The organism is Nocardia sp. NPDC004654, assembly GCF_040609595.1.
GTDB lineage: Bacteria > Actinomycetota > Actinomycetes > Mycobacteriales > Mycobacteriaceae > Nocardia.
In genome coordinates, this window is record NZ_JBEXKI010000006.1 from 379950 (window position 1) to 403631 (window position 23682).

Sequence of the window (23682 nt, forward strand, 5' to 3'; positions counted from 1 at the left end):
GGGCGAGCTGGAGAAGCTCAGATCACGGGAAGATATCGACGCCGCAGGTAGATAACAGCCTCGAGACACGAAGTGACCTGAGCCACACAACGGGTTTCCAGTCCCCTTACGCGGGTACGCGCACTCGCCTTCAGATTCCGTAGACGCGCCGTGCGTTCGCGGTGGTGATCTCGGCCAGTTCGCGCGGATCCTGTTCGCGCAGTTCGGCGAGCGCACGCACCGTGTAGGGCAGGCAGTACGACTCGTTCGGCGCGCCACGGAACGGGTGCGGCGTCAGATACGGCGCGTCGGTCTCCACCAGAATCTGCTCATCCGGCACCACCTTCGCTGCCTCGCGCAGCTCGTGGGCGTTCTTGAAGCTGACCGTCCCGGAGAAACTCAGCACATAGCCCTCGGCGACGCAGGACAGCGCCATGTTGGCGTCCGAGGAGAAGCAGTGGAAGATCACCGTCGACGGCGCGCCCTCGTCCAGCAGGACGGTCAGCAGGTCGTGATCGGCCTCGCGATTGTGGATCATCAGCGGCTTGCGCACCCGCTTGGCCAGCTCGATGTGCCAGCGGAACCCCTCGACCTGGGTCTCGATGTCGGCGCAACCGTCGAGCTTGCCCGGCCAGTAGTAGTCCAGACCCGTCTCGCCGATGGCGACGACTCTCGGGTCGACCGCCAGCCGCTCCAACTCGGCCTTCGCCGCGTCGTCCAGCGCGTTGGCCCTGGTGGGGTGCAGCGCGATCGCGGCGTAGACGCGCGAATCCCAGTGCGCGGCCCGCACCGCCCACTGCGCGGCGGCGAGATCGTCGGCGACCGTGACCACCTTGCCGACGCCCACCGATTCGGCGCGATCCACGATGGCGGCGGTGGACTCGGCGTCGGTGGCGCCGCAGGCATCCAGATGGGTGTGCGCGTCCACCAGCGGCGCGAGCGGCTCGGGCAGATCGGGCGCGGGGCGCTTGCTGCTCACGACTCCGCCTCGCCAGCGCTCGGCTGCGTCGTGCGCCGCGTGGCGCTGTGTCGATGGTTCGCTCGCCGACGCTCGCTCATCGGCATTCGCTTCCACCCGGGATCGCCGCCGGGCGACGGCCGGGTCCTGCGGGGATATTCACGTGAGCGACGGAAAGCACGCGCATTACAGTAGACACACCATGAGCGCAGCTGAACGCCCCGCCTTCTACATCACAACGGCCATCGCCTACCCGAACGGTGCGCCGCACATCGGACATGCCTACGAGTACATCTCGGCGGACGCCATCGCCCGATTCAAGCGACTCGACGGCTACGACGTGTTCTTCATGACCGGCACCGACGAGCACGGCCAGAAGATGCAGCAGGCCGCGGCCGCCGAGGGCATTCCGGTGGAAGAGCTCGCGGCGCGCAACTCCGACGTCTTCGAGCAGCTCGACAAGACGCTCGACGTCTCCTACGACCGGTTCATCCGCACCACCGACGCCGACCACCAGACGGCCAGCATCGCGATCTGGGAGCGGATGCTCGCCAACGGCGACATCTACCTGGACAACTACTCGGGCTGGTACTCGGTGCGCGACGAGGCCTTCTACACCGAGGAGGAGACGACGCTGCTCGACGACGGCAGCCGCGTCTCCACCGACACCAAGACGCCGGTGGAGTGGACCGAGGAGTCCAACTACTTCTTCCGGCTGTCGAAGTACCAGGACCGGCTGCTCGCGCTCTACGAGGAGCATCCCGAATTCATCGCGCCCGCAACGCGTCGCAACGAGATCGTCAGCTACGTGAAGGCGGGCCTGAAGGACCTGTCCATCTCGCGCACCACCTTCGACTGGGGCGTGCCGGTGCCCGGCCACCCCGACCACGTGATGTACGTCTGGGTGGACGCGCTCACCAACTACATCACCGGCGTCGGCTTCCCGGACACCGAATCCGCTGCCTTCCAGAAGTTCTGGCCCGCCGACGTGCACATCATCGGCAAGGACATCACCCGTTTCCACACGGTGTACTGGCCCGCGTTCCTCATGTCGGCCGGGGTCGAGCTGCCGAAACGCGTATTCGTGCACGGCTTCCTGTACAACAAGGGCGAGAAGATGTCGAAGTCGGTCGGCAACGTCGTCGACCCGCTCGAGCTCGTCGACGAATACGGCGTCGACGCGGTGCGGTTCTTCCTGCTGCGCGAGATCTCCTACGGCCAGGACGGCAGCTACAGCCACGACGCCATCGTCGGCCGGATCAACAGCGACCTGGCCAACGAGTTCGGCAACCTGGTGCAGCGCAGCCTGACGATGGTGAACAAGAACTGCGACGCGGCCGTGCCGACGCCGGGCGAGTTCACCGCGGAGGACCGCGAACTGCTCGACCGCGCGAACGGTCTGCTGGAACGCTGCCGCGCCGAATTCGACGCCCAGCAGATGCATCTCGCGCTCGAGGCGATCTGGCTGACGCTCGGCGAGACCAACAAGTACTTCTCGGCCCAGGCGCCGTGGGCGCTGCGCAAGTCGGGCACCGAAGAGGACCTCGCCCGCATGGCGACGGTGCTGTACGTGACGCTCGAGGTGGTCCGCATCGTCGCGATCCTGGTGCAGCCGGTGCTGCCCGGGTCGTCGGCCAAGATCCTCGACCTGCTCGCCCAGCAGGGCCGCACCTTCGCCGACATCGCGACTCCGCTCACGCCGGGTGTCTCGCTGCCCGCGCCGGAGCCGGTGTACCCGCGCTACCTGGAGAAGAAGGACTGACGCAACCGGAACGGCACGGCGATTCCCGGAGGAATCACCGTGCCGTTCCGCGTTTTTCGTGCCGCGCGGGCTCTACTTCCACCGCTCGAGCAGCCGGTTGGCCTCGGTCGCCAGCGCGAACTGGAGGTAGGGTCCGAAGCTGATCCTGGCCACACCTTGCGCGGCGAGTTCCGCGCGATCCGACTTGTCCGGCAGCCCGATCGCGTTGACGGGCCGCGGCAGTTCCGAGGTCAGGCGGCGCATGTCGGCGTCGGAGTGCCTGCCGACCGGGTACAGCACGTCGGCGCCCGCGGCGGCGGCCAGCGTCAGCCGGGCGATGGCGCGGTCCAGACGATCGGACTCGTCGCCGACCTGCTTGATGAACAGGTCGGTGCGGGCGTTGACCACGACGTGCACCCCGGCGGCGTCGGCGAATTCGCGCAGCCCGTGCACGAAGTCGGCGTGCTCTTGGTCGCCACGCAGGCGTCCGTTCTCGCTGTGCACGGTGTCCTCGATGTTCAGGCCGACCGCGCCCGCGTCGAGCAGTCCCTCGATCAGCTGGGCGGGCTCGAGGCCGTATCCGGCCTCGATGTCGACGGAGACCGGCACGTCGACCGCGTCGGTGATCTGGCGGACCCTGGTGAGCAGTTCGGTGAAGGTCATGCCCTCGTTGTCGCTGCGCCCGATCGAGTCCGCGACCGGGTGGCTGCCCAGCGTGAGGGCCGAAAAGCCCGCGGCGACAGCGAGATTCGCCGACCACGCGTCCCACACGGTGGGCAGGACGACCGGGTCGCCCGGACGGTGCAGCGCGAGCAGTTCTTTGGCCTTGCTTTCCACAGTGGTCATACACCGATCATGGACCCCGCCCGAGCCCGTCGCAGTGTGACACACCCCATCCCTGGAATCGGCTAGCTGCCGTAGCCTGCGCGGCGGGCGAAGTAGCCTGCATGGGCCGAGTCGGGCTAGCGAGATGGGATCCGAAAGTGCGAACAGTGGGGCGAGGACGCGGCAAGACGGTACGCGGCGCGAAGGTCTTGGTGACGGGCGCGGCGAGCGGCATCGGCAAGGCGACCGCGATCGCGGCCGCCGAGCAGGGCGCCGAGCTGGTGCTCACCGACATCAATGCCGAGGGACTGAGCGCCACGGTCGAGGAGATCCGGCGCGCGGGCGGGACCGTGCTCGACTCGCGGCCCTTCGACATCACCGACTACGACGCCGTGGCCGCCTTCGCCGCGGACGTCCACGACACCCACGGCAGCATGGACGTGGTGATGAACGTGGCGGGCACGTCGGCGTGGGGCACCGTGGAGAACCTCGAGCACCGGCACTGGAAGCGCATGGTGGACATCAATCTGATGGGGCCGATCCACGTCATCGAGAGCTTCGTGCCCGCCATGGTGCGCGCGGGCCGCGGCGGCGCGCTGGTGAACGTGTCCTCGGCGGCCGGGCTGCTCGCGCTGCCCTGGCACGCCGCCTACAGCGCGGGCAAGTTCGGTATCCGCGGCGTCTCCGAGGTGCTGCGCTTCGACCTCGCACGGCACGGCATCTCGGTGCACCTGGTGGCGCCGGGCGCGGTGAACACGCCGCTCGTGCACACCGTCGAGCTGGTCGGGGTGGACCGGGACGATCCAAGGGTGCGCAGGATGACCAAAACGTTCACCAAGCACGCCGTGCCGCCCGAGCGGGTGGCCGCGGCGATCCTGCGCGGTGTCGAACGAAACCGGTTCCTGATCTACAGCTCGTTCGACATCCGCTTCGGCTACTGGTGGGCGCGCAAGTTCGCGTTCCCGTACGAGTTCGTGATCCGCCGGGCCAGCGCCCAGTTCAACAGGCTGCTGGCTTCGTCGGGCAGTTGAGGTGCGTGTCGAGCACCCTGGCGCCGGGACCTTCCTCGCCGAGCCGGTCGCGCTCGTTGACGAGTTTGCAGCTGCCGAGCGAGAGGCAGCCGCAACCGATACAGCCGGTGAGGTTGTCGCGCAGCCGGATCAGCTGACTGATGCGGTCGTCGAGATCCTCGCGCCACGCGGTGGACAGGGTCTCCCAGTCGCGCCGGGTCGGGGTGCGGCTCTCGGGCAGTTTGTCCAGCGCCTCGCGGATCTCGCTGAGCGGTATGCCGACCCGTTGCGAGATGCGGATGAACGCGACCCTGCGCAGCGTCTCGCGGTGGTATCTGCGCTGATTCCCGCTGGTACGACGGCTCGAGATGAGCCCTTCGCGTTCGTAGAAATGCAGCGCGGACACGGCCACTCCGCTACGCTCGGACAGCTGCCCGGGGGTCAGTTCCTTTGCTCGCCAATCGGCTGTCGACATCACACTCCTCCATTCACCTGAACAATACTTCAGGTTAGAGGTGCTCGGGACGAATTCGGACACCCCACGGCATTGGGAGGCCGATTTCCATCCTGTTACGCCGATCGCGAACTACGGTCGGAGGATGGGAGCAGACGCTGTGCCCGTCGACGATGCAAAGGACTGGCGCGGGGGCGGGCCCGACCGCGCCGGCGAACCGCGTTACGGGGTTACTTCCGAGGTGGGCGCCCTGCGCACGGTGTTGCTACACCGGCCCGGCGCCGAACTGCGCAGACTCACCCCGCGCAACAACGACCAGCTGCTGTTCGACGGCATCCCCTGGGTGGAGCGGGCGCAACAGGAGCACGACACCTTCGCCGACGTGTTACGCGACCGCGGCGTCGAGGTGCTGCTGCTGGCGGATCTGCTCGCCGAGACCATCTCGGCCAGCGGCGCGGCGCGCATCCAGGGCATCTCGGCCGCCGTCGACGCGCGCAGGCTCGGTCACGTGCTCGCCGACGAGCTGGCCGCCTACCTGCGCGGGGTGCCCGCCGAGGAGCTGGCCGAGATCCTGATGGCGGGCATGACCTTCGACGAACTGCCGTTCGGCCCCGACGCGGCCTCGCTGGTGCGGCGGATGCACCACGGCCACGACTTCGTCATCGACCCGCTGCCCAACCTGTTGTTCACCAGGGATTCCTCGTTCTGGGTCGGGCCGCGCGTGGCGATCACCTCGCTCGCCCTGCCCGCCCGGATCCGCGAGACCTCGCTGACCGATCTCATCTACGCCTTCCACCCGCGCTTCCTCGGGGTGCGGCGAGCCTACGAATCGCACACCGCGCCGATCGAAGGCGGCGACGTGCTGCTGCTCGCGCCGGGCGTGGTCGCGGTCGGCGTCGGCGAGCGGACCACGCCCGCCGGGGCGGAAGCGTTGGCGCGCAGCCTGTTCGACGACGGACTCGCGCACACCGTGCTGGTCATCCCGATCGCGCAGACGCGGGCGACCATGCACCTGGACACGGTGTGCACCATGGTCGACACCGACGCCGTGGTGATGTACCCGGCCGTCCGAGACGAGCTGCGCGCGTTCACGATTCACCGCGAGGACGACTACGTGAGCCACGAGGGCGGCGGCGGGGTGACGATGCGCGGACCCGATCCGTTCCTGCCCGCGGCGGCCGAGGCGATGGGCATCGGCAAGCTGCGGGTGATCGACACCGGACTCGACGGCGTCACCGCCGAACGCGAACAGTGGGACGACGGCAACAACACCCTCGCCGTCGCCCCCGGCGTCGTGATCGCCTACGAACGCAACGAGATGACCAACGCTCGGCTGCTGGACGCGGGCATCGAGGTGCTGCCGATCCCTGGCTCGGAGCTGGGTTCGGGGCGCGGCGGCCCGCGGTGTCTGTCCTGTCCGCTGTCCAGGGACGACGTGTGAGCCGCCCATGTTCACACTCACGATCAGCCACGATTCGCCCATCCCGCCGTACGAGCAGCTGCGGCTCGCGGTCATCGCGCAGGTGCGCTCCGGCGAGCTGACCGCGGGCACGAAGATACCCACCGTGCGAGCGTTGGCCGCCCAGCTGAACCTGGCGCCCAACACCGTCGCGCGCGCCTACCGCGAGCTGGAGGCCGACGGCGTGCTGGAGACCAGAGGCAGGCAGGGTTCGTTCATCGCGTCCTCCGGCGACCCGACCCGCGACGCGGCCGGACGCGCCGCGACCGCGTACGTCTCGGCCATCCGGCGGCTCGGCCTGGACGACGAAACCGCGCTGCGCTACGTGAAATCCGCGCTCGAGTATTGAGGTACGCCCTAACGCCAGCTGGGCAGCCAGAGATGGTCGTGCCAGCTGGCGGGGGTGATCGGCAGCGCGGTCAGGATCGGCCACAGCCAGATGAAGTTCGCGACCACCAGGCCCAGATACAGGCAGACCGCGAGCAGGCCGAGACTGTGCCGCTCGCTGGGCATCTCGGGAAGGAAGGTGCCCAGCGGGCTGCGCGGTAGCGGCGACGAGCGCGCCGGTCCCAGGACGTCACCCAGCGCCAGCGCGACGCCCATCATCAGGAAGGGCGCGAGCGGCACCGCGTAGAAGTAGTACATCTGCCGGTCCAGGGTCAGGAACCAGGGCAGCAGTGCCGCGCCGTAGCCGGTCAGCACCGCGGCGTAGCGCCAGTCGCGCCGGACGATACTGCGCCACAGCAGCCAGCCGACCACCGGAAGGGCGATCCACCAGATCGCCGGGGTGCCGATCAGCATCACGGCTTTCACGCACTGCGCCTGCCCGCAACCGGTGACATTGGTGTCGGCGTAGTAGTACAGCATCGGCCGCAGCCCCATCGGCCACGTCCACGGCTTGGACTCCCACGGGTGGTGGTTGCCCGCGGAATTCGTCAATCCCTCGTGGAAGTGCAGCGATTCGCCGCTGTAGAACCACAGCGCGCGCAACGGCTCGGGCAGGAACGACCACGGGCCGTCCGATCCGATCTGATTGCCGACCGCGTACCGGTACACGCCGGTCTCGCTCACGAACCAGGCCCAGTAGGTGGCCAGATAGACGCCGAGCGGGATCAGCACCAGCGCGTAGAGCGCGGGACCCACGTCGCGCAGCGCCGTGCCCACCCAAGGCTTGCGGACCCCGTACGCGCGGCGCGCCGCCACGTCGAAGCAGACGCTCAGGATGCCGAACGCGGCGATGAAATAGATGCCGGACCACTTGGTGCCGCACGCGAGGCCGAGCAGCACGCCCGCGCCGAAACGCCACCAGCGCACGCCTAGTCGCGGACCCCACGGCGTCGCGCCGATGCGTCCTTCGAGGTCGACCCGCGCCATTCTGGCCCGCACGTCGTCCCGGTCCAGCACCAGGCAGCCGAAGGCCGCGGTGATGAACAGCGCCATGAAGATGTCGAGCATGCCGATGCGGGAGGAGACGAAGAGCAGCCCGTCGGCGATCACCAGGATGCCCGCGATGGCGCCGATCAGCGTCGATCGGGCGAGCCTGCGCGTTATCCGGATGACGAGCAAGACCAGCACGGTTCCGGCGAGCGCGGCGGTGAACCGCCAGCCCCAGCCGTTGTAGCCGAACAGGAATTCGCCGATGGCGATCATCTGCTTGCCGACCGGCGGATGCACCACGAGCCCGTAGCCGGGGTTGTCCTCCACGCCGCCGCCGGTCAGCATCTGCCAGGCCTGCGGCGCGTAGTGCTTCTCGTCGAAGACGGGGGTGCCCGCGTCGGTCGGGTAGTTCAGCATGGTGAACCGAGTCACCGCCGCGATCGCGGTCAGGAAGGCGGTGACCAGCCAGCCGCGCAGGGTGTCGACGGGCCCGAAATCGGGCGACGGCCGAAGCGGCGCGGGGCTCGACCAGGTGGGCACGGCCCCGGGTACGGTCGCGCGGGAGGTCACCTGGGTCACGCCCCGATCGTATTAGGTACACGCCCCGAGGTCCCGCATCGGTGACCCGGACACCGCCCGAATCACATCTCGTCGCTGCCGGACCGCGGGCGGGGATCGCATACCGACATACTCGGAAACCGGACGGTATGTACTCCGCCTTCGCTCCGCCACACGCGGACTGACGGCGGACTGCGTCCGGCAGCGCCCACGGGGTGTACTGCCCTTCGCTCGGATCGTGCGCGGGCAGGCGGCGGACTCTGTCCGGCTGTGCGCACTGGACGTCCGCCCACTCCGCCACGGCAGCGCGGGCGGCAGAATGTGTCCGGCTAGTGCCGACAGGCGTGTCGCCGCCTGCACTGCGGCCATCGCGGGCTGAGGACGGACTCCGTGCGGCAGCGCCCACTAGGCTGCTCGTGTCCGGAACTTGCCGGGTTCAGTACGAGACGGGAGTGCGGTGGGAGACCAGGCGACGGTGGGCGGCTCGGGCGGGCGGCTGGTGCTCGGGGCGACGCCGATGGGCGATATCGGGGACGCGTCCCAGCGCCTGCGCGACGCGCTGGGGTCCGCCGACGTGGTCGCCGCCGAAGACACCCGCCGCACCCGCGCCCTCGCCAAGGCGCTCGGCGTCGAGATCACCGGGCGGGTGGTGAGCTTCTACGACCACGTCGAGACCGCCCGCATCCCGGCGCTGCTGAGCGAGATCGAGGCCGGGCGCACCGTCCTGCTCGTCACCGACGCGGGCATGCCCTCGGTGAGCGACCCCGGCTACCGGATGGTCGCGGCCTGCGTGGAACGCGATCTTCCGGTCACCTGCCTGCCTGGTCCGTCGGCCGTCACCACCGCGCTCGCCCTCTCCGCGCTGCCGGTGGAGCGCTTCTGTTTCGACGGCTTCCCGCCGCGAAAGTCGGGGCAGCGCAAGGAATGGCTGCGCACCCTGCGCGAGGAGCCGCGCGCCTGCGTCTTCTTCGAGGCGCCGCACCGGCTGGCCGACTGCCTCGCCGACGCCGTCGAGGTACTCGGCCCCGACCGCCGCGCCGCCGTCTGCCGCGAACTCACCAAGACCTACGAACAGGTCGTCCGCGGCACGCTGGCCGAACTCGCGGAATGGGCCGTCGACAGCGCCCGCGGCGAGATCACCGTCGTCCTGGAGGGCGCCCAGCCGAAAGCCGCCGACCCGGCCGACCTGGTCGCCGAAGTCGAAGCACTGACGGCCCAGGGCCTGCGCCTGAAGGACGCCTGCGCGCATATCGCCGGCGCCAACAACGTCTCCCGCCGCGAGCTCTACGACGCCGTCCTCGCCGCCCGCGACTAGCCCGCACCCTGCGAACCCGCGAGCACTCCTGCTGCCACAGAGCGTTCGTACGCCTCACATAGCCACCGCCTATGTGAGGCGTACAAGTCCCGTGTGGGACCCGCATACTCGGCTGGCAGGCCCCCACACGGTGTTCGTGCACGCCACAGGAGCACGGCCTGTGTGCCGGGTGCCGAACCTGGGACCCGGATCTTGCTGCCGCACAGCGTTCGTACGCCTCACACAGGCACCGCCTGTGTGAGGCGTACGGAACCTGTGTGGGACGGCCGGATGGCAGCGGTCAGCGGTTGAGGACGTCGAGCATGCCCGCGACGGCGCGGGGCCAGGTGAATTGTTCGGCGCGGGTGCGGGCGGCGCGGCGGCGGCCGACGGCGGGCATCGCGAGCACGTCGCTGACGGCTTCGGCGAAGGCGGTCGGGTGGTCGTCGGCGACCGCGCCGCAGTCGGCGGTGACGATGTCGGCGAGCGCCGAGGAGCGGCTCGCGACAACCGGCGTGCCAGCGGCGAGCGCTTCCAGCGCGGCGAGGCCGAAGGTCTCGTGCGGCCCAGGCGCGAGCGAGACATCCGCGGTGGCAAGCAATTTCGCGACCATCGCCCGATCGGTGATGAAGCCGGTGAAGTGCACGGCGGGCTGCCCGCTCGGCAGCGGAAGCAACGCACGCGCGCGCCGTTCCAGCGCATCGCGGCGCGGTCCGTCGCCCGCGACGACGAGGCGCGCCTCGGTGCCCGCCTTGCGCAGCTCCGCCACCGCCTCGATGCTGCGGTCGACGCGCTTCTCGACCGAGAGCCGCCCGCAGTGCACGAGCAGCGTATGCCCGGCCGCCGCGAGGTCGGCGCGCAGGCGGCGATCGCGGCGACGCGGGCTGAACAGGTCCAGATCGACGCCGAGCGGAACCAGCTCGACATTCGGCGCGCCGATCCGCAGGAACTCCGCGCGCGCGAATTCCGTTGTGCAGACCACGATGTCGTACTCGGCCGCGGTGTGCCGGTTGGCGATGTCGGCGCACCTGCGGGCCAGCGCACCCGGCAGGATCTGGCCGAGCAGCCGGTCCAGCCGTTCGTGCGAGATCATCACGCTGGCCACGTCGCGGCGACTCGCCCAGCGGCCGAAACCGCGCAGCGTGAGCCGGTCGGACACCTCGAGCACGTCGGGCCGCAACCCGGTCAGCACGTCGGCGACCCGGCGCGGGTCGGCGGCACGGTAGCCGCCGGTCCACGGAATAGCCAAGGCGGGCAAGGTGATCCGCAGCGCGCCGCCGGGCAGCACCTCCTCGCTGCGGCGCGGTCCCGGCACGATCAGCACCACCTCGTGCCCGGCCGCCACGTAGCCCGCGCCCAGATGATGCAGTGCGGTGCGCAGCCCGCCGGACCGCGGACCGTAGAAGTTCGCCAGTTGCACGATGCGCACCCGCCGATCGTCGCAGCGCAACCGGATACCTGCGGCACCCTAGCGCTCAACGGGCGGTGAACAGCAGTGAAAGAACCGGGGAATCGGCGGTCAGTGCTTCGCGACGCCGCGCGCGGCGCGCGGCAAGTCCAGATCCAGCGGAATCCGGCCGAGCGCGAGATGCGACTCGACCTGGTCGGAGGGCATCGGCCGGGCGATCAGAAAGCCCTGTGCCCGATAGCAACCGAGGCCGACCAACGTTCGGGCGGCCACCGCGGTCTCCACGCCCTCGCCGACCACGCCGAGTCCGAACGATCCGGCCAGGCCGATGATGGACTTCACGATGGCCAGGTCGTCGGTGCTCGCGCCGAGCCGCTGCACGAAACCGCGGTCGATCTTGACCGCGTCCACCGGCAGCGCTTTCAGATGCGACAGCGAGCTGTAGCCGGTGCCGAAATCGTCGATGGCGATCTGCACGCCCATCCGCTTGAGCCCGCGCAACGTCACCTGGGTGCGGGCCAGATCCTGGACGACGACGTGTTCGGTGATCTCCAGGCAGACCGAGCTGCCGTCGATGCCGAACAGCCGCAGGATGTCCTCGATCCGCTCCACGAAGTCCAAGCTGACGAGCTGCACCGGCGAGACGTTGATGCGCATCACCACGTTGGCGGCCAGACCGCGGCGGCGCCATTCGGCGAACTGGGCGCAAGCCGAGCGGATGACCCACCGACCGAGCTCGCCCGCCAGATTCGTCGCCTCCGCGACGGTGACGAACGCGCCGGGCGGCAGCAGCCCCCTGGTCGGATGCATCCACCGCACCAGCGCCTCCAGCGCGACGATCCGGCCGGTGCGCAGGTCCACCTCGGGCTGGTAGTGCAGCAGCAGCGAGCCGTCGGAGACCGCGCCGCGCAGGTTCAGCTCCACGTCGTCCTGGAGTTCGAACTGGGCCCGCATGGCGTCGGTGAACACCGCGACGCCGTTGCCGCCGCCCGATTTGGCCGACAGCAGGGCGTGGTCGGCGCGACGCAGCACGTCGGCCACCGTGGTCTCGCCGGGGATGCCGACCGCCACACCGACACTCGCGCCCCGGCTCACCGATTCCCCGCCCACGGTCACCCGGCGGCCGATGAGCTGCTGGATCCTGGTGGCCTCCAGCTCGGCGGTGACCGCGTCCATCGGCTTGGCGGGCACGATGACGAACTCGTCGCCGCCGAGGCGGGCGATCATGTCGTTGGCGTCAAGGTTCTCTCTGAGGCGCGAGGAGAGCGTGCGGATGAAGTTGTCGCCCGCGGTGTGCCCGAGGAAGTCGTTGAGCGCCTTCAAACGGTCGAGATCGAGGAAGAACGCCGCCACCGGGCCGGGATTGCCGGGCCGTAGTCGGTCCTCCATGTGCTCGAGCAGCGCGCGGCGGTTGGCCAGACCCGTCAGATCGTCGTGCAGCGCGATGTAGCGCAGCCGCTCCTCGGCCACCACCCGCGCCTGCACCTGGGCGAACAGTGCGGCGATCGCCTTGAGCACGTTGAGTTCCCTGGTGCTCCAGTCCCGGTCGCCCTGTTTGATGAAACCGAGCACGCCGGTGGACTCGCCGCGCGAGATGAGCGGCACGCACGCCATCGCCACCTGGGGAATTCCGGAGGAGCGCCGGATCGTCTCCTGGTAATCGGCGGAGCGGTGGTCGGGGCGCACCACGATCGGTTCGGTGGCGAACTCGAGTTCGCGGAACACCGAGTCGGCGTTCTCGAACTGCACGACCTTCAGCGGATCGGGATCCGGGATCTCGCCGCGGTGCGGCCATTCCGCGACGAGCACGGTGGCGCGCCGTTCCCGGTCGGTGTGGCGCAGGTAGCTGAAGTCGACGTCGAAATGCTCGACCAGCTTGGCGAGCACGCGTTCGCTCGCCGCCACCATGGTCGTGGCGTCGACGCCCATCAACTCGGCGGCGACTTGCGTCACCAGTGAGTCGAGCGTTCGCCGAGGCACCTTGTCTCCGATCGTGCTAGCTGCGGTCGCCCGCACCCGGCACTGGAAGCCGCCTGCTGCGGACCGTGGCTGCTGCCGCGTAGCTCAGGCGAAGCACCAATGCCATGATCTCATGTCCAGGCACTCCCAGCAGGTCCAGGAAACGGCCCTGAAGTGACGTTAGTGTATCCGCGAAATCCGGGGAAATCGCGATCAGCTCGTCGGGGTGCCGCGCGTAGACGAAGACCGGGGACACTGGTTGCACGGCCAAACCGCGCCGTTCGGCCTCCAGCCAGACGCGCTGCAACGCCGCGCCCGCGGTGGCGTATTCGGCCAGACTCGCGCCTTCCGGCCCCGGTCGGCACGGCAGAGTCACCGCGACGAGAGCCGAGCTGGACAGCACCCGATCCCGGCTGTACTCGCCGAGCGCGGCGCCGCCGGACCACTCGTGCAATCTCGCCATCACATCGGCGCGTCCGGCGATCCGCATCTTGGCCTGTTCGTCCGGCGCAAGCTCCATGCCGCGCACGTCGATACCGGTGCGCAGGTCCTCGCCCGGCCAGCGCAGTTCGCCGTACATCTCCTGGTGCAGTCGCGGGGTGAGGTGGCGGATCCGGTCGGACTCGCCGAGCAGCGCCGCCGCGTGGGCCAGCTCGGTGCGGCCCGTGATCGCGTGCACCACGCCGCCCGCCGCGGCGGCGGCCGCGGCGAGACCGGCCAGCACGCCGTCGGCGAGCGGCGCGCCGGTGCCGAGCCTGCGGTTGGTGTCGCGGGCGAGCGCCGCAGGATAGTCGCGCGCCAGCAGGGGATCCGAGCCCGCGCCGAACTCCAGCAGCGCGGCGAAGCCGTCGTCCTCGACGAAACGATGACCGCCGAGGATGCCGTGCGCCGCGGCGGCCGCGCGGGCGTTGTGCAGCGCGGCGCCGATCGCGACCGCGCTGCCGCGGTAGCCGATATCCAGCGACGAGGACTTATTCCTGGCGAGTTCGATGCGCAGCGCGTCGTCCTCGATCAGCAGCCGCCACGGCTGGGTGTTGCCGCCCGACGGCGCACGCTGCGCGCAGTGCAGCACGTTCACCCGCGCGGGTCCGGACGGCGCGGCGGCGGGTTCGGATTCGTTGTCCCAGACCAAGTCTTCGGGTTCCGGCTCGGCGAGTCCGTCGAGTCCGCGTTCCAGGTCGATCCTGGTCCGGCCGGAAGAGAGCTTGTAGCCGAGGCCGATCCGGCGCACGGCCGTGGCGACGATGGCCGCGCCGAGCTGCACGTCACCGCCGAGCTGCGGCCAGGTCGTGACGGTCTCGTCGATCTCCACCAGGCTCGCCGCCATCCGCGCCGACAGTTCCTTCGGATCCAGGATCCGCATCACGTGCGGAGCTTTCTCCTTGGTGGACAACCCGCGCAGATCGGCCGCGGTCGTCGCGCCGAGCAGGCCGTGAAAGGGCGGTCGCTCCGGTTCCAGGTCGTAGCGCTCGACGTCGAACAGGCCGCGGTCGCTGGTGTCCATCAGCAGCGGCAGCCGGTGCCGACGCGCGCCCTCGCGGACCGCGAACTTGACGTCGAGCGAGTCGCATTCCTCGACGACGATCGATAGCCCGTACAAGAACTCGTCCACCGAGTGCTCGTCGACCCCCGCGGTGTACACCTCCACCGGCAGGTACGGATCGAGCTCGGCGATCCGCCGCGCGGTCACGATCGACTTGTTCACCCCGATGTCGAAGATGTTGCCCGGCACGCGATTCAGGTTCGACAGCTCGATGTCGTCGAAATCCGCCAGGCGTAGTAGCCCGCACGAGCCCTCCATCGCGAGGGTGTGCGCGATGGCGTGTCCGACGCTCTGCCCGATCACCCCGACAGCCAAGCCCGCGAGCCGCCGCTGTTCGGCGCGAGTCACCTTGTTGCGGTTGCGGTCCAGCCGGATCGCGCGGAAGGTTTGTTCGCCGGGCAATCCGACCAGCGTGCGCCGCCACGGGTAATAGACCCATCGGTCGTTTTCCGGGCCGCCCTGAGGCGGATTGTGCACCTTGCGGAGTTCGGCGTGCAGCACGTCACGCAAGTCGAGAATGCGGATCATCGGTGACTTACGCAGTTGCGTGAGGACGGACGCTTCGTCCGGCACCGTCTCGTCGAGGATCAGCGGCCGATAGTCCGCACCGGGACCAGGGTCACCGTTCATGCCTGCGCCAGTCCCCCCGTCCGAGCGTCGACCGCGGTGGACAGGCGGCGCGCCTGGGCGAACCAGGCGCCGAGCGCCGCGCGTTCGAGGGCGAGCAGCGACCCTTGCAGCTTGCTGGCGTTGGCGCGGTACGCGCGGGTGTCCCACCAGAGCGGGACGGTGCGATACCGATCGTCCGGATACGGCACCGGCGGCACGCCCTCGGCGATCCGTCCACCGCTGGATTCGTAGAGGCGGGCGGTGTGCGCCGCGGCGGTGACGAAACCGAACCGCGCGCCGAGCAACCAGGCCGCGTGCACCACACAGCGCGAGATCGCCGCGCCGAGTTGGGCACGGTGCGCGATGCCGTCGCGCGCCACCCACACCGCCTTGACCTCCACGATGCCCTCGCGAATCCGCTCGGAGATCATCGCGCGCAGGTCGGCCTCGCCGGGGCGTCCGGCCCACGCGCCGAGCCCGTGCACCTCGTCCTCGACGAGGTAGGGACCCTGCGCCCGCAGCCCGGCTACCACCTGGCCCGCCGGGTCGACCGCCGCGAAGAACAACGACGTCGAGCGCCCGTCGGCGACTTTCTCGTATTCCAATGCCGGATCGACTTCGTAGTGCCGGTAAACGCGCAGCGCACCGCGCAGATAGCGGCGCCACAGATCCGGATGTGCGTCCGGAGGAGCCACATGAAAGACATAACCGGAATGCATGTCGCGAAACCGCAACACCTCGGCATCGCGCGCGCCGAAGGCGCCGACTGCGACTGTTTCGACAGTCATGGTGTTCCTACTCCGTTGCTACCGCGCCCGCGCGCGGTTTTCGAGCCGGGCCGACCCCCTCACCCGCTGCCCGAGCGCTCCGGGAGAGTTTGCCTAGGGCAGTATCCGTCATCCGGCATGAATTGACCAGGCGTCTGGTTAATCTCCCGAAAACTGATCGTGTACCCCGAAATACATGCAGGTCAAAGGCTAGAAGGTATTCCTAAGTTAAAAAGGAGAGACCAGTCGGTTCACATTTAGTTAACCCGCAGCTATCACACCAGGATGGAGATGAACAACTCGACCGCGTCGGCTCCGCGCCAGACCTCGATCTCCTCCCGATAGGCCCGCGTGATTTCGGCGGACGCCGTCGCGTCGTCGACCTGCGCCCACACGTCCTCTACCGGGTCGTGATAGTCCCCATTCGGTTCGAACCGAGCGTAGACGCCCTTCGGTACCCGTACCAGCAGATCGCCGACAGGAACATCGCCCGGTTCCGCGTATTCGAAACAGACCATCGCGTTGTAGTTTCCGGCCGGATCCGGCACGTAGACGGTGTACATGGGTTGAGCGGCGGCCCCGCGATCACGCAACCGGTCCTTCAGGAACTCGATGAGGTCGCTGTTGCTGACCTTGAAGCTCGGCCGCACCCGCGGCACCACCAGTCCGCCGTAGAGCGCCTCGTTGCGGACGACGATCGCATAGGTCATCGGGGATCGACCGCCAGGTACAGATCGATCTTGTACGCGTGCGGGTAGCACTCGAAATCGCCGGTATAGGTCCGTTTGATCTGCTTGTGCTCCTCGGCGTAGGCGATCTGCGTCCAGAGGTCGGTCATCACCTGCGGAAAATTACCCACCGACGAGAACTTCGCGTAGCTGCCGCGCGGCAAGCGGGCGACCAGATGGCCACGAGTCACCTCGGCGAAGGAGCCGCACTGGTATCCGACGATCTGGGAGTTGTACGTGCCGAGTTCGCCGGTGTAGTCGGTGTAGGCGCTGGCGAGCGGTCCGCCGAGCTCCTGGTGCAGCACGGCCGCCCATGCCGCCTCCAGATCGTGGTCACGCAGTTTCCCGAGCGCACGCTTCGGGCTGCGCACCGGCAATCCGGCAACCCACGTCTCGTCCCGCTCGACGATTTCAAACTGCATGGAAAGACTCTTTCGAGGTGCATCCAGGGGTCCGCCCGCATCCGGTCGGCTAGAAACGCCATGCTATCAACATGATCCGGGTGGTACCGATCACATGTCCTACCGCCCGCCCGACCGGTTGGCCGCGCTGAACTGGACAGATGTCCTGCAAGACGGCGCCGCAGGGTGTCGAATGCGACGCCGTTGTCCACACCGACGCCGCCCCCGATCGCCCGGTGGAACCGGGCTCGGGCCGTCGAACAGCGAACCGATAGCAACGATCGAGCCACCCCTCGCGCGCCCCTGTCGGGTCGAGCGCCGACCTGCCGTCGCCGCTCGACCCGACCGCGTCCCGTTTCCCTACTGGGGCACCGGATCCGACCCGACCGGCCGGATCAGGCAGATCAGAAACCGGGGCGGTCCGCCGGGCAGCCGGGCGCCGTAGAGCTCGACGGACTGCCAGCCCTGGCGCAACGTCAGCAGCCGCACCGCCACTCTGGTTCGGTCGCTGCGCCGCTCGGCCAGTTCGCGCAGTGCGCCGAGGTAGCCGTCCACGTCGTCGGGATGCACGAGATGGGTAGTGGCCAAATTGAATTCGCGGCCGTCGTCCGGATCGAGGCCGCGCGAGGCCGGATGGTGCCGCCAGGCGATGCCCGCGAGCGGCGGGGTCAGCCATTCGATGATCTGCATGGTCTCGGCGTCGATCAGCGCGGTAGTGCCGCCGAGCAGCGTGACGGCCGCGTCGTCCCGATACGTCGCGGGCACCAGACCGGGGGCGCGGTCCGACGCCACCTCCAGCAAGAGTCCGCGCAGCGCGCCATCGTCGTGATAGCGCAGGAAACCGAACACCCGCGCGATGCGGTCGCCGGGCGTGCGCACCTGCATGGGGCCGCGCCAGGCGACGCCGGGGCGCGGGGCGAGCGCCGCGGTCATCAGCCGGTCACGGTCCTCGCATTCGATGACGCGCGACAGGAACCAGGCGCCGTGCAGCATCGAATGCCCTTCGGGCAGTACCGATCCCCCGCCGCCGTGGTTGCGCAACGTCCACTGGCGGCTGTCCCACACGAACGCGTCGACGGCGGGCGGATCGGGCGGATCGGTACGCGACGGACCGGCCCACAGCAGCACGGCCAACACCGCGTCGTCCGGCCCCGGCACCGGAATCGCCAGCAGCCGATGCGTTTCGCCGCGCACGAGCACCGTTCGTTCGCACCGCCGCGCGCCCCCTACCGCCTGCTCGATGACCGCGCCCGCCGCCCCGACCAGCGCGGCCGGTCGTATCGCCCGGTGCAGCGCACGCGCGCGCACCGTCCCCTCCTTCGGCAGATGCCGAATCACCTTGTCCGGCTCCGCCGTATCGACAAGAAACCACATACGTCCTCCCCCTCACGTACTTCGGTTGCGTGTACTCCTAGCTGTTCTGCTCCCCATCGGCCGGATCCCCACGGCCACCAACGCCCCGAATACCGACTCTAACCGTCGCGGGAGCGGCCGGGTACCTCGCGAAGCTGCGGCGAGGCGTTCTTCGGTTCAGCCCCAGCCCGCGAAGCGGCCGATCGCGACGAACAGGGCGAGCAGCACCAAGACCAGGTTCACCGGCAGGTTCTTCGTCTCGCCGCGGCGATAGTGCACCAGCATCGCGCCGACCTGGAGTGCGGCAAGGCCGAGCGCGGCCAGCGGCGTGAGGACCTCGGCGATACCGGTGGCGCGGGGCAGGATCAGACCGGCGGCGCCGAGCAGTTCGGCCACGCCGATCAGGCGGACCGCGCCGGGCGAAAACTCCTGCGCCCAGCCCATGCTCGGGTTCGCGGTGAGCTTCTCGTACGGCTGGACGAGCTTCGCCAGGCCCGCGGCGAGATACACCACAGCGAGCAACCCGGCGACAATCCACAGCGCGATGTTCATGGCCCGTCCCTCGTCCGGAATGAAGTTCCTACACGTGGAGCCAAGTGCTCCCCAGAGCGTACTCGGGTACGGCGCGCCGCCCCGGCCAACCAATCGTTACCGGCGATAGTTGGAGGCGATGGACAGCGAGACACAGCAACATCCCACCGCGCCGGACCTGCGTCTCATCGGGATCGGCGTCGCGGCAGTCGCCTGCGTCGTCGGCTGGGCGGCGCTCGGAAAGAGCAGCTTCGGATCGGTTTCGGACACCGCGCTCGACTGGGTGCTCGGCAACTTCGACTGGCTGTTCGTGGTGTCGGCCGACCTATTCCTCGTGCTCTGCGTGGTGATCGCCGCCAGCCGTTTCGGGCGTGTCCGGCTCGGCGCCGACGACGCCGAACCGGAGTTCAGCAACCTCGCGTGGATCGCCATGATGTTCAGCGCGGGCATGGGCATCGGCCTGATGTTCTACGGCGTCGGCGAACCGCTCCAGCATTTCGTGTCGCCGCCGCCCGCCGCCGACGTCGAGCCGCAAAGCACCGCGGCGGCCAGCACCGCGCTGCAATTCTCGCTGTTCCACTGGACGCTCACGCCGTGGGCGATCTACGGAATCGTCGGATTGGCCTTGGCGTACGCGGGTTTTCGCAAAGGTCGCGGCAATCGGCTGTCGGCCGCCTTCGTTCCGCTGCTCGGCGCGCGCCGCGCCGCGGGGTGGCAGGGACAGGCGATCGACCTGCTCGCGGTGTTCGCCACCGTGTTCGGCACCGCGACCAGTCTCGGACTCGGCGCGCTCCAGGTGGCAAAAGGGCTGAATCTCACGGTCGGCACCCCTGATTCGGTGACCGTGCAGCTGATCGTCATCGGCGCGCTCGGCGCCGCCTTCGTCGTTTCCGCGTTCTCTGGACTACACCGCGGCGTGAAATGGCTTTCGACACTGAACATCGCGCTCGCCGCCCTGCTGGCGCTGTTCGTCTTCACGCTCGGACCGACCGTCTACATCCTGGACACGATCCCGGCGAGCGTCGGCAACTACCTGTCGAATCTGCTGCCGATGGCCACTCGCACCGGCGCCTACGCCGACCCCACGTGGATGGGGACCTGGACGATCTTCTACTGGGCGTGGTGGCTGTCCTGGGCGCCGTTCGTCGGCACTTTCGTCGCCAGGATCTCGCGTGGTCGCACCATTCGGGAGTTCCTGGTCGGCGTGCTGCTGGTGCCGAGCGGAGTGACGGTGGTGTGGTTCTGCGTCATGGGCGGCACCGCGATCCGGGCGACCACCACGGGCGTCATCGATCTGACCGCCGACGCCGCCGACGCCGAGGCCGCGCTGTTCGGCATGCTGGAAGCGCTGCCCGCCGAAACCGTCACCTCGTGGGTCTCCATGGTTTTGGTGATGACCTATTTCGTGACGAGCGCGGATTCCGCGTCGCTGGTCATGGGTTCGCTGACCAGCCGTGGTTCGCTGCATCCGCCCTCCTGGCTGGTGGTCGTCTGGGGCACTCTGATGGCCGCGGTCGCCGCCGTCCTGCTGGTCGCGGGCGGGCTCGGTGCGCTACAGACCGCGACGATCCTGGTCGCCCTGCCGTTCGTGCTGGTAATGCTCGCGCTGTGCTGGTCGCTGCTGACGGAATTGCGCGAGGATCCCGGCGCCGGGCCCGCCGCCCACCACCCGCTCTACGGCCTGCGCGACGCGGTGCGCGCCAAGGTCGGCGAGGCGATCAGCGAAGCCGACCGCGGCGGGCACCGCCCGCGCCGCGCATCGGGCCGCGGGATCGAGCACCCGATACAGCGGGAGCCCGGCCACTCGTCCTGATCAGCCCGACGGTGATTGTGTCGGAGAACACTCCTGCGCTACAGTCGAAATCTGAGACCGGACAGTTCCACAGATGCCGGCGCCCGAGCACCATGGGGGACCTCGATGACGAACGGCCCGGCGACGCGCGGCTGCCGCGCCGCTGATCGCGCTCGTGACGCTGGTGACCGCGCAGGCCGAGAAGCCCGTGGCGTAACCCATTTCTCGCCCGTAGACGGCATCGAGCACTACCGCTCGGCACGCGCCGAGATCGCCTGGCTGCGCTACCTGGCACTCGGCGACGCCGTCGCCTGACACCGAACACCGCTTCGCAGAAAGAAATTCACCATGCTCTTCCGCCGCAACGCCTGGGTGACCGGGCTAGGCGCCGCCGTGCTCGTGACGGCGGCGCTGCTCTCCCCCGCCGCCGTGGCCGCGCCCGAAGCCGGTTGCGCCGAACCCGCCGCGGGACAGGCGCCGGAACGAAGGGACGCCGCCGAGGTCGGGATGGATTCGGCGGCGGTGGCCGACGCGGTGCAGTTCGGCGCGCGCACCGGGTCGCACGCGGTGCAGATCTACCGGCACGGCTGCCTGGTCGGCGAGCACACGCCGACGGGCAATGTGCCGATGCCGCTGGCCAGCGGCAGCAAGGGTATGGCGGCGGTGGCCGTCGGGCGCGCGGTGACCATGGGCTATTTCGGCCTCGACGATCCGCTCGGCAAGTTCTTCCCGCAGGCCGACGCCGCGCACGCGGCCATCACTGTGCGTCAGGTACTCAACCAGACCACCGGCATCCACTTCAGCTGGCCCGCCGATCTCGCGGGGCTGCAAACGGATTCGGTGCGGCAAACCCTCGCCGCGCCGGTCGAATACGAACCGGGCAGCACGTTCCAGTACGCCCAGAACATCCTCGCGCTGTTGCCGGAGATCATCGAGATCACCACCGGCGCGGACTTCCAGGACTTCGTCCAGCGCGAAGTCATGGGCCCCATCGGCATCGACCGTGGCAACTGGGTCTGGCTGCGCGACCGCAGCGGAAACACCGCGGTCAACGGTGGTCTGGCGATGCGTCCCGCCGACCTGGCCCGGATCGGCAGGCTGCTGTCGCAGGAAGGCCGGTGGGAAGAACGGATACTCATCGATCCCGGGTACCTCCGGCAGGCCACGACTCCGACCGAAGCCAACGGCGGCTACGGGTTCCTGTGGTGGCTCAACGCGGGCGACACCTATCGCGGCGTGAATGTTCCCGTCGCGCAGCTGTATTCGCATCCTGTCTTTGTCGGCTCGCCGCGCGACACCTATGCGTTCTCCGGAGCGCTCGGCCAGTTCCTCACCGTGGTCCCGAGCCGCGATCTGGTGATCGTCCGCCTCGGCGTGCCCACGCGCTTCGAGCCGGGCAACCTCACGGGGATGCTCACCGGCACCAGCAATCCGGACAACAAGGAGCTGTTCCGGAGGGTGGCCGCGGCGGTCACCGATCTGCCCGCGCTGCCGTACGAAGATCCCTACGCCGTCCAGGATCCGAATCAGCCGCTGGTGCGGAACCCGGAAGATCTCGGCAAGCTCGTCGACCCGCTGAACGTCGCGGCCGTCCTGCTCGGCGTCGGGCCGTACGCGTCGACGGAATGCAATGTCTTGTGGTGCAACGGGAAACCGGTCCACGAGGACGTATTCCGGTTGATTCTCGACGTGGCGGGCCAGATCTCCGGAGCGGTGGCCGCGCTCGGAAACACACCCCGCTGAGGACGGCGAGGGTCGGCCAGTGCCAGCACTGCCACACACGGCGCTGCCGTCGCTCGCATGACACCGATGGCCGCCCGGCTCCTCCGTCGCCGGAACGCCTTACGGTACGGGCCTCGGAAAAATCAGTGGCCGCGCTCCGGACTCGGTTATACAGTTCCTCGCGCGCACAACCGCGCGGTGGACGCGACCCACCCGGTCGCCCAGAAGGAGGATGATGTATGCCCCGGCTCGCGCCGAGAGCGCCTCGACGCGTGGCTCGGAACCTCGACCACGCCGGTAACGCCGACCGCCACTGACCTTTTCGAGGCGCACTCGGCCTGCTCCCGCTGCTCTTCACACAGCCAAGGAGTAAGGAGAATCCGGGTGTCCCACCCCAACATCTCGACCCACCGCGGTCCGAGCCCCGCGCTACGGACCGGCACCTTCACCTGCGTGCGCTGCGGCCTCGTCGTCGCCACGCTCGCGCCGGACGACAGCAGACGCAACCACTGCCCGAGCTGTCTTAATTCGCAGCACACCGTCGACCACGTCGAGGGCGGCGCCTCCGACTGCCACGGCCGGATGACTCCGCTGTCGATCGCGGTGCAGCGCAACGGTTCCTGGTCGGTGGTGCACCGCTGCACCCGCTGCCACGAGCTGTCGCTGTCGCCGGTGTGCGGCGACGACAATCAGCTCGTGCTGATGCGACTGGCCGTGCGGCCGCTCGCGGAACCGCCCTTCCCGCTCGAAGTCTTCGGCGATCTGTAGGGCGGGTGTGAGATGCCGCGAAGAAAGACGAAATCGGCTCGCGCGCAACGCCGTAAGGACGTGCTGCACGGGCCCGGCGGCGAATCCGGCGACGCCTTCCGCTGCGTCGGCTGCCGGATGGCGGTGTCGGTCGTGGCACCGGGCACCGCGCACCGCAACCACTGCCCGCACTGCCTGTCCAGCCGCCACGTCGACGGCCGGATCCCCGGCGACCGCGCGTCGACATGCGGCGGGCGGATGTCCGCGGTCAGCCTCTCGGCCCGCGACGACGGCGAGTGGCTGCTCGTACACCAGTGCGCGGCCTGCGGCGCGCTCAAGGCGAACCGCATCGCGGGCGACGACAATCCGCTGGCGCTGATGCGAATCGCGGTGCGGCCGTTGGCCGATCCGCGACTCGGCAGGCGCGCGCTGCTGGCGCTGTGACGGTCGGGGCCGGGCCGCCCGGC

The 23682-nt window shown here is 69.2% G+C and carries 22 protein-coding genes; 10 read left to right on the plus strand and 12 right to left on the minus strand.

What is annotated here, in order from left to right; genetic code table 11:
- Positions 1–130: 130 nt before the first annotated feature.
- The gene (locus ABZV58_RS22255; protein WP_355002055.1) at positions 131–958 is read right to left on the minus strand and encodes a TatD family hydrolase; all 828 of its coding nucleotides are present in this window, start codon (positions 956–958) and stop codon (positions 131–133) included.
- On the opposite strand from ABZV58_RS22255, the gene metG reads away from it, so the two are divergent.
- On the plus strand, positions 846–2699 hold the full coding sequence (gene metG, locus ABZV58_RS22260; protein ID WP_355002056.1) for a methionine--tRNA ligase: 1854 nt from the start codon (positions 846–848) through the stop codon (positions 2697–2699). The two genes, ABZV58_RS22255 and metG, sit on opposite strands and share 113 nt — an antisense overlap.
- Positions 2700–2771: 72 nt before the next feature.
- On the opposite strand, the gene ABZV58_RS22265 is transcribed toward metG, so the two are convergent.
- The gene (locus ABZV58_RS22265) at positions 2772–3524 is read right to left on the minus strand and encodes an isocitrate lyase/phosphoenolpyruvate mutase family protein (RefSeq protein ID WP_355002057.1); all 753 of its coding nucleotides are present in this window, start codon (positions 3522–3524) and stop codon (positions 2772–2774) included.
- Positions 3525–3670: 146 nt separating this feature from the next.
- Here ABZV58_RS22265 and ABZV58_RS22270 point away from each other — a divergent pair, with 146 nt between their 5' ends.
- Positions 3671–4534: an SDR family oxidoreductase gene (locus ABZV58_RS22270; RefSeq protein ID WP_355002058.1), complete on the plus strand. Its 864-nt coding sequence runs from the start codon at positions 3671–3673 to the stop codon at positions 4532–4534.
- Here ABZV58_RS22270 and soxR read toward each other — a convergent pair.
- On the minus strand, positions 4503–4988 hold the full coding sequence (gene soxR / locus ABZV58_RS22275) for a redox-sensitive transcriptional activator SoxR (RefSeq protein ID WP_067784413.1): 486 nt from the start codon (positions 4986–4988) through the stop codon (positions 4503–4505). The two genes, ABZV58_RS22270 and soxR, sit on opposite strands and share 32 nt — an antisense overlap.
- 124 nt (positions 4989–5112) lie before the next feature.
- On the opposite strand from soxR, the gene arcA reads away from it, so the two are divergent.
- Both arcA and ABZV58_RS22285 read left to right on the plus strand, forming a co-directional pair.
- Positions 5113–6408 (plus strand): arginine deiminase, encoded by a 1296-nt coding sequence (gene arcA, locus ABZV58_RS22280; RefSeq protein ID WP_355002059.1) that lies wholly within the window; start codon positions 5113–5115, stop codon positions 6406–6408.
- A gap of 7 nt (positions 6409–6415) precedes the next feature.
- Positions 6416–6775, plus strand: coding sequence for a GntR family transcriptional regulator (locus ABZV58_RS22285; protein ID WP_355002060.1), 360 nt, complete (start codon positions 6416–6418; stop codon positions 6773–6775).
- Between the two features lie 8 nt (positions 6776–6783).
- Here ABZV58_RS22285 and ABZV58_RS22290 read toward each other — a convergent pair whose 3' ends face one another.
- Complete coding sequence (locus tag ABZV58_RS22290; RefSeq protein ID WP_355002061.1) at positions 6784–8382, minus strand: phospholipid carrier-dependent glycosyltransferase; 1599 nt, start codon at positions 8380–8382, stop codon at positions 6784–6786.
- A 436-nt stretch (positions 8383–8818) separates the two neighbouring features.
- Between ABZV58_RS22290 and rsmI the strand changes: the two genes are divergently transcribed.
- Complete coding sequence (gene rsmI / locus ABZV58_RS22295; protein WP_355002062.1) at positions 8819–9676, plus strand: 16S rRNA (cytidine(1402)-2'-O)-methyltransferase; 858 nt, start codon at positions 8819–8821, stop codon at positions 9674–9676.
- Positions 9677–9956: 280 nt separating this feature from the next.
- Here rsmI and ABZV58_RS22300 read toward each other — a convergent pair whose 3' ends face one another.
- From ABZV58_RS22300 to ABZV58_RS22335, 8 genes are all read right to left on the minus strand, one after another.
- Entirely contained in the window at positions 9957–11084 is a 1128-nt protein-coding gene (locus tag ABZV58_RS22300) for a glycosyltransferase (protein WP_355002063.1), read from the minus strand.
- 90 nt (positions 11085–11174) lie between these two features.
- A complete protein-coding gene (locus tag ABZV58_RS22305; RefSeq protein WP_355002224.1) occupies positions 11175–12992 on the minus strand; it encodes an EAL domain-containing protein in 1818 nt (605 codons plus the stop codon).
- A 67-nt stretch (positions 12993–13059) separates the two neighbouring features.
- Positions 13060–15195 carry an Rv1355c family protein gene (locus ABZV58_RS22310; RefSeq protein WP_355002064.1) on the minus strand — a complete coding sequence of 712 codons (2136 nt, stop codon included), beginning with the start codon at positions 15193–15195 and terminating at the stop codon, positions 13060–13062.
- The gene (locus ABZV58_RS22315; protein ID WP_355002065.1) at positions 15192–15962 is read right to left on the minus strand and encodes a hypothetical protein; all 771 of its coding nucleotides are present in this window, start codon (positions 15960–15962) and stop codon (positions 15192–15194) included. The genes ABZV58_RS22310 and ABZV58_RS22315 overlap by 4 nt, the downstream gene beginning before the upstream one ends.
- A 254-nt stretch (positions 15963–16216) precedes the next feature.
- Entirely contained in the window at positions 16217–16651 is a 435-nt protein-coding gene (locus tag ABZV58_RS22320) for a GyrI-like domain-containing protein (RefSeq protein WP_355002066.1), read from the minus strand.
- Positions 16648–17091 carry a GyrI-like domain-containing protein gene (locus ABZV58_RS22325; RefSeq protein WP_355002067.1) on the minus strand — a complete coding sequence of 148 codons (444 nt, stop codon included), beginning with the start codon at positions 17089–17091 and terminating at the stop codon, positions 16648–16650. Before ABZV58_RS22325 ends, ABZV58_RS22320 begins: the two co-directional genes overlap by 4 nt.
- 339 nt (positions 17092–17430) lie before the next feature.
- On the minus strand, positions 17431–18444 hold the full coding sequence (locus ABZV58_RS22330; protein WP_355002068.1) for a GAF domain-containing protein: 1014 nt from the start codon (positions 18442–18444) through the stop codon (positions 17431–17433).
- 156 nt (positions 18445–18600) lie between these two features.
- Positions 18601–18975, minus strand: coding sequence for a DoxX family protein (locus ABZV58_RS22335; RefSeq protein ID WP_355002069.1), 375 nt, complete (start codon positions 18973–18975; stop codon positions 18601–18603).
- A 118-nt stretch (positions 18976–19093) separates the two neighbouring features.
- Between ABZV58_RS22335 and ABZV58_RS22340 the strand changes: the two genes are divergently transcribed.
- The 5 genes from ABZV58_RS22340 to ABZV58_RS22360 all read left to right on the plus strand — a co-directional run bounded on the left by ABZV58_RS22340 (position 19094) and on the right by ABZV58_RS22360 (position 23659).
- Positions 19094–20767, plus strand: a complete 1674-nt coding sequence (locus tag ABZV58_RS22340) for a BCCT family transporter (RefSeq protein ID WP_355002070.1) — start codon at positions 19094–19096, stop codon at positions 20765–20767.
- Positions 20768–20872: 105 nt separating this feature from the next.
- Positions 20873–21061, plus strand: a complete 189-nt coding sequence (locus tag ABZV58_RS22345; RefSeq protein ID WP_355002071.1) for a hypothetical protein — start codon at positions 20873–20875, stop codon at positions 21059–21061.
- A 33-nt stretch (positions 21062–21094) separates the two neighbouring features.
- Positions 21095–22489: a serine hydrolase gene (locus ABZV58_RS22350; RefSeq protein WP_355002072.1), complete on the plus strand. Its 1395-nt coding sequence runs from the start codon at positions 21095–21097 to the stop codon at positions 22487–22489.
- A 363-nt stretch (positions 22490–22852) separates the two neighbouring features.
- Positions 22853–23236 carry an RNHCP domain-containing protein gene (locus tag ABZV58_RS22355; protein ID WP_355002073.1) on the plus strand — a complete coding sequence of 128 codons (384 nt, stop codon included), beginning with the start codon at positions 22853–22855 and terminating at the stop codon, positions 23234–23236.
- 12 nt (positions 23237–23248) lie between these two features.
- The gene (locus ABZV58_RS22360; protein ID WP_355002074.1) at positions 23249–23659 is read left to right on the plus strand and encodes an RNHCP domain-containing protein; all 411 of its coding nucleotides are present in this window, start codon (positions 23249–23251) and stop codon (positions 23657–23659) included.
- The last annotated feature ends 23 nt before the right edge of the window (positions 23660–23682 follow it).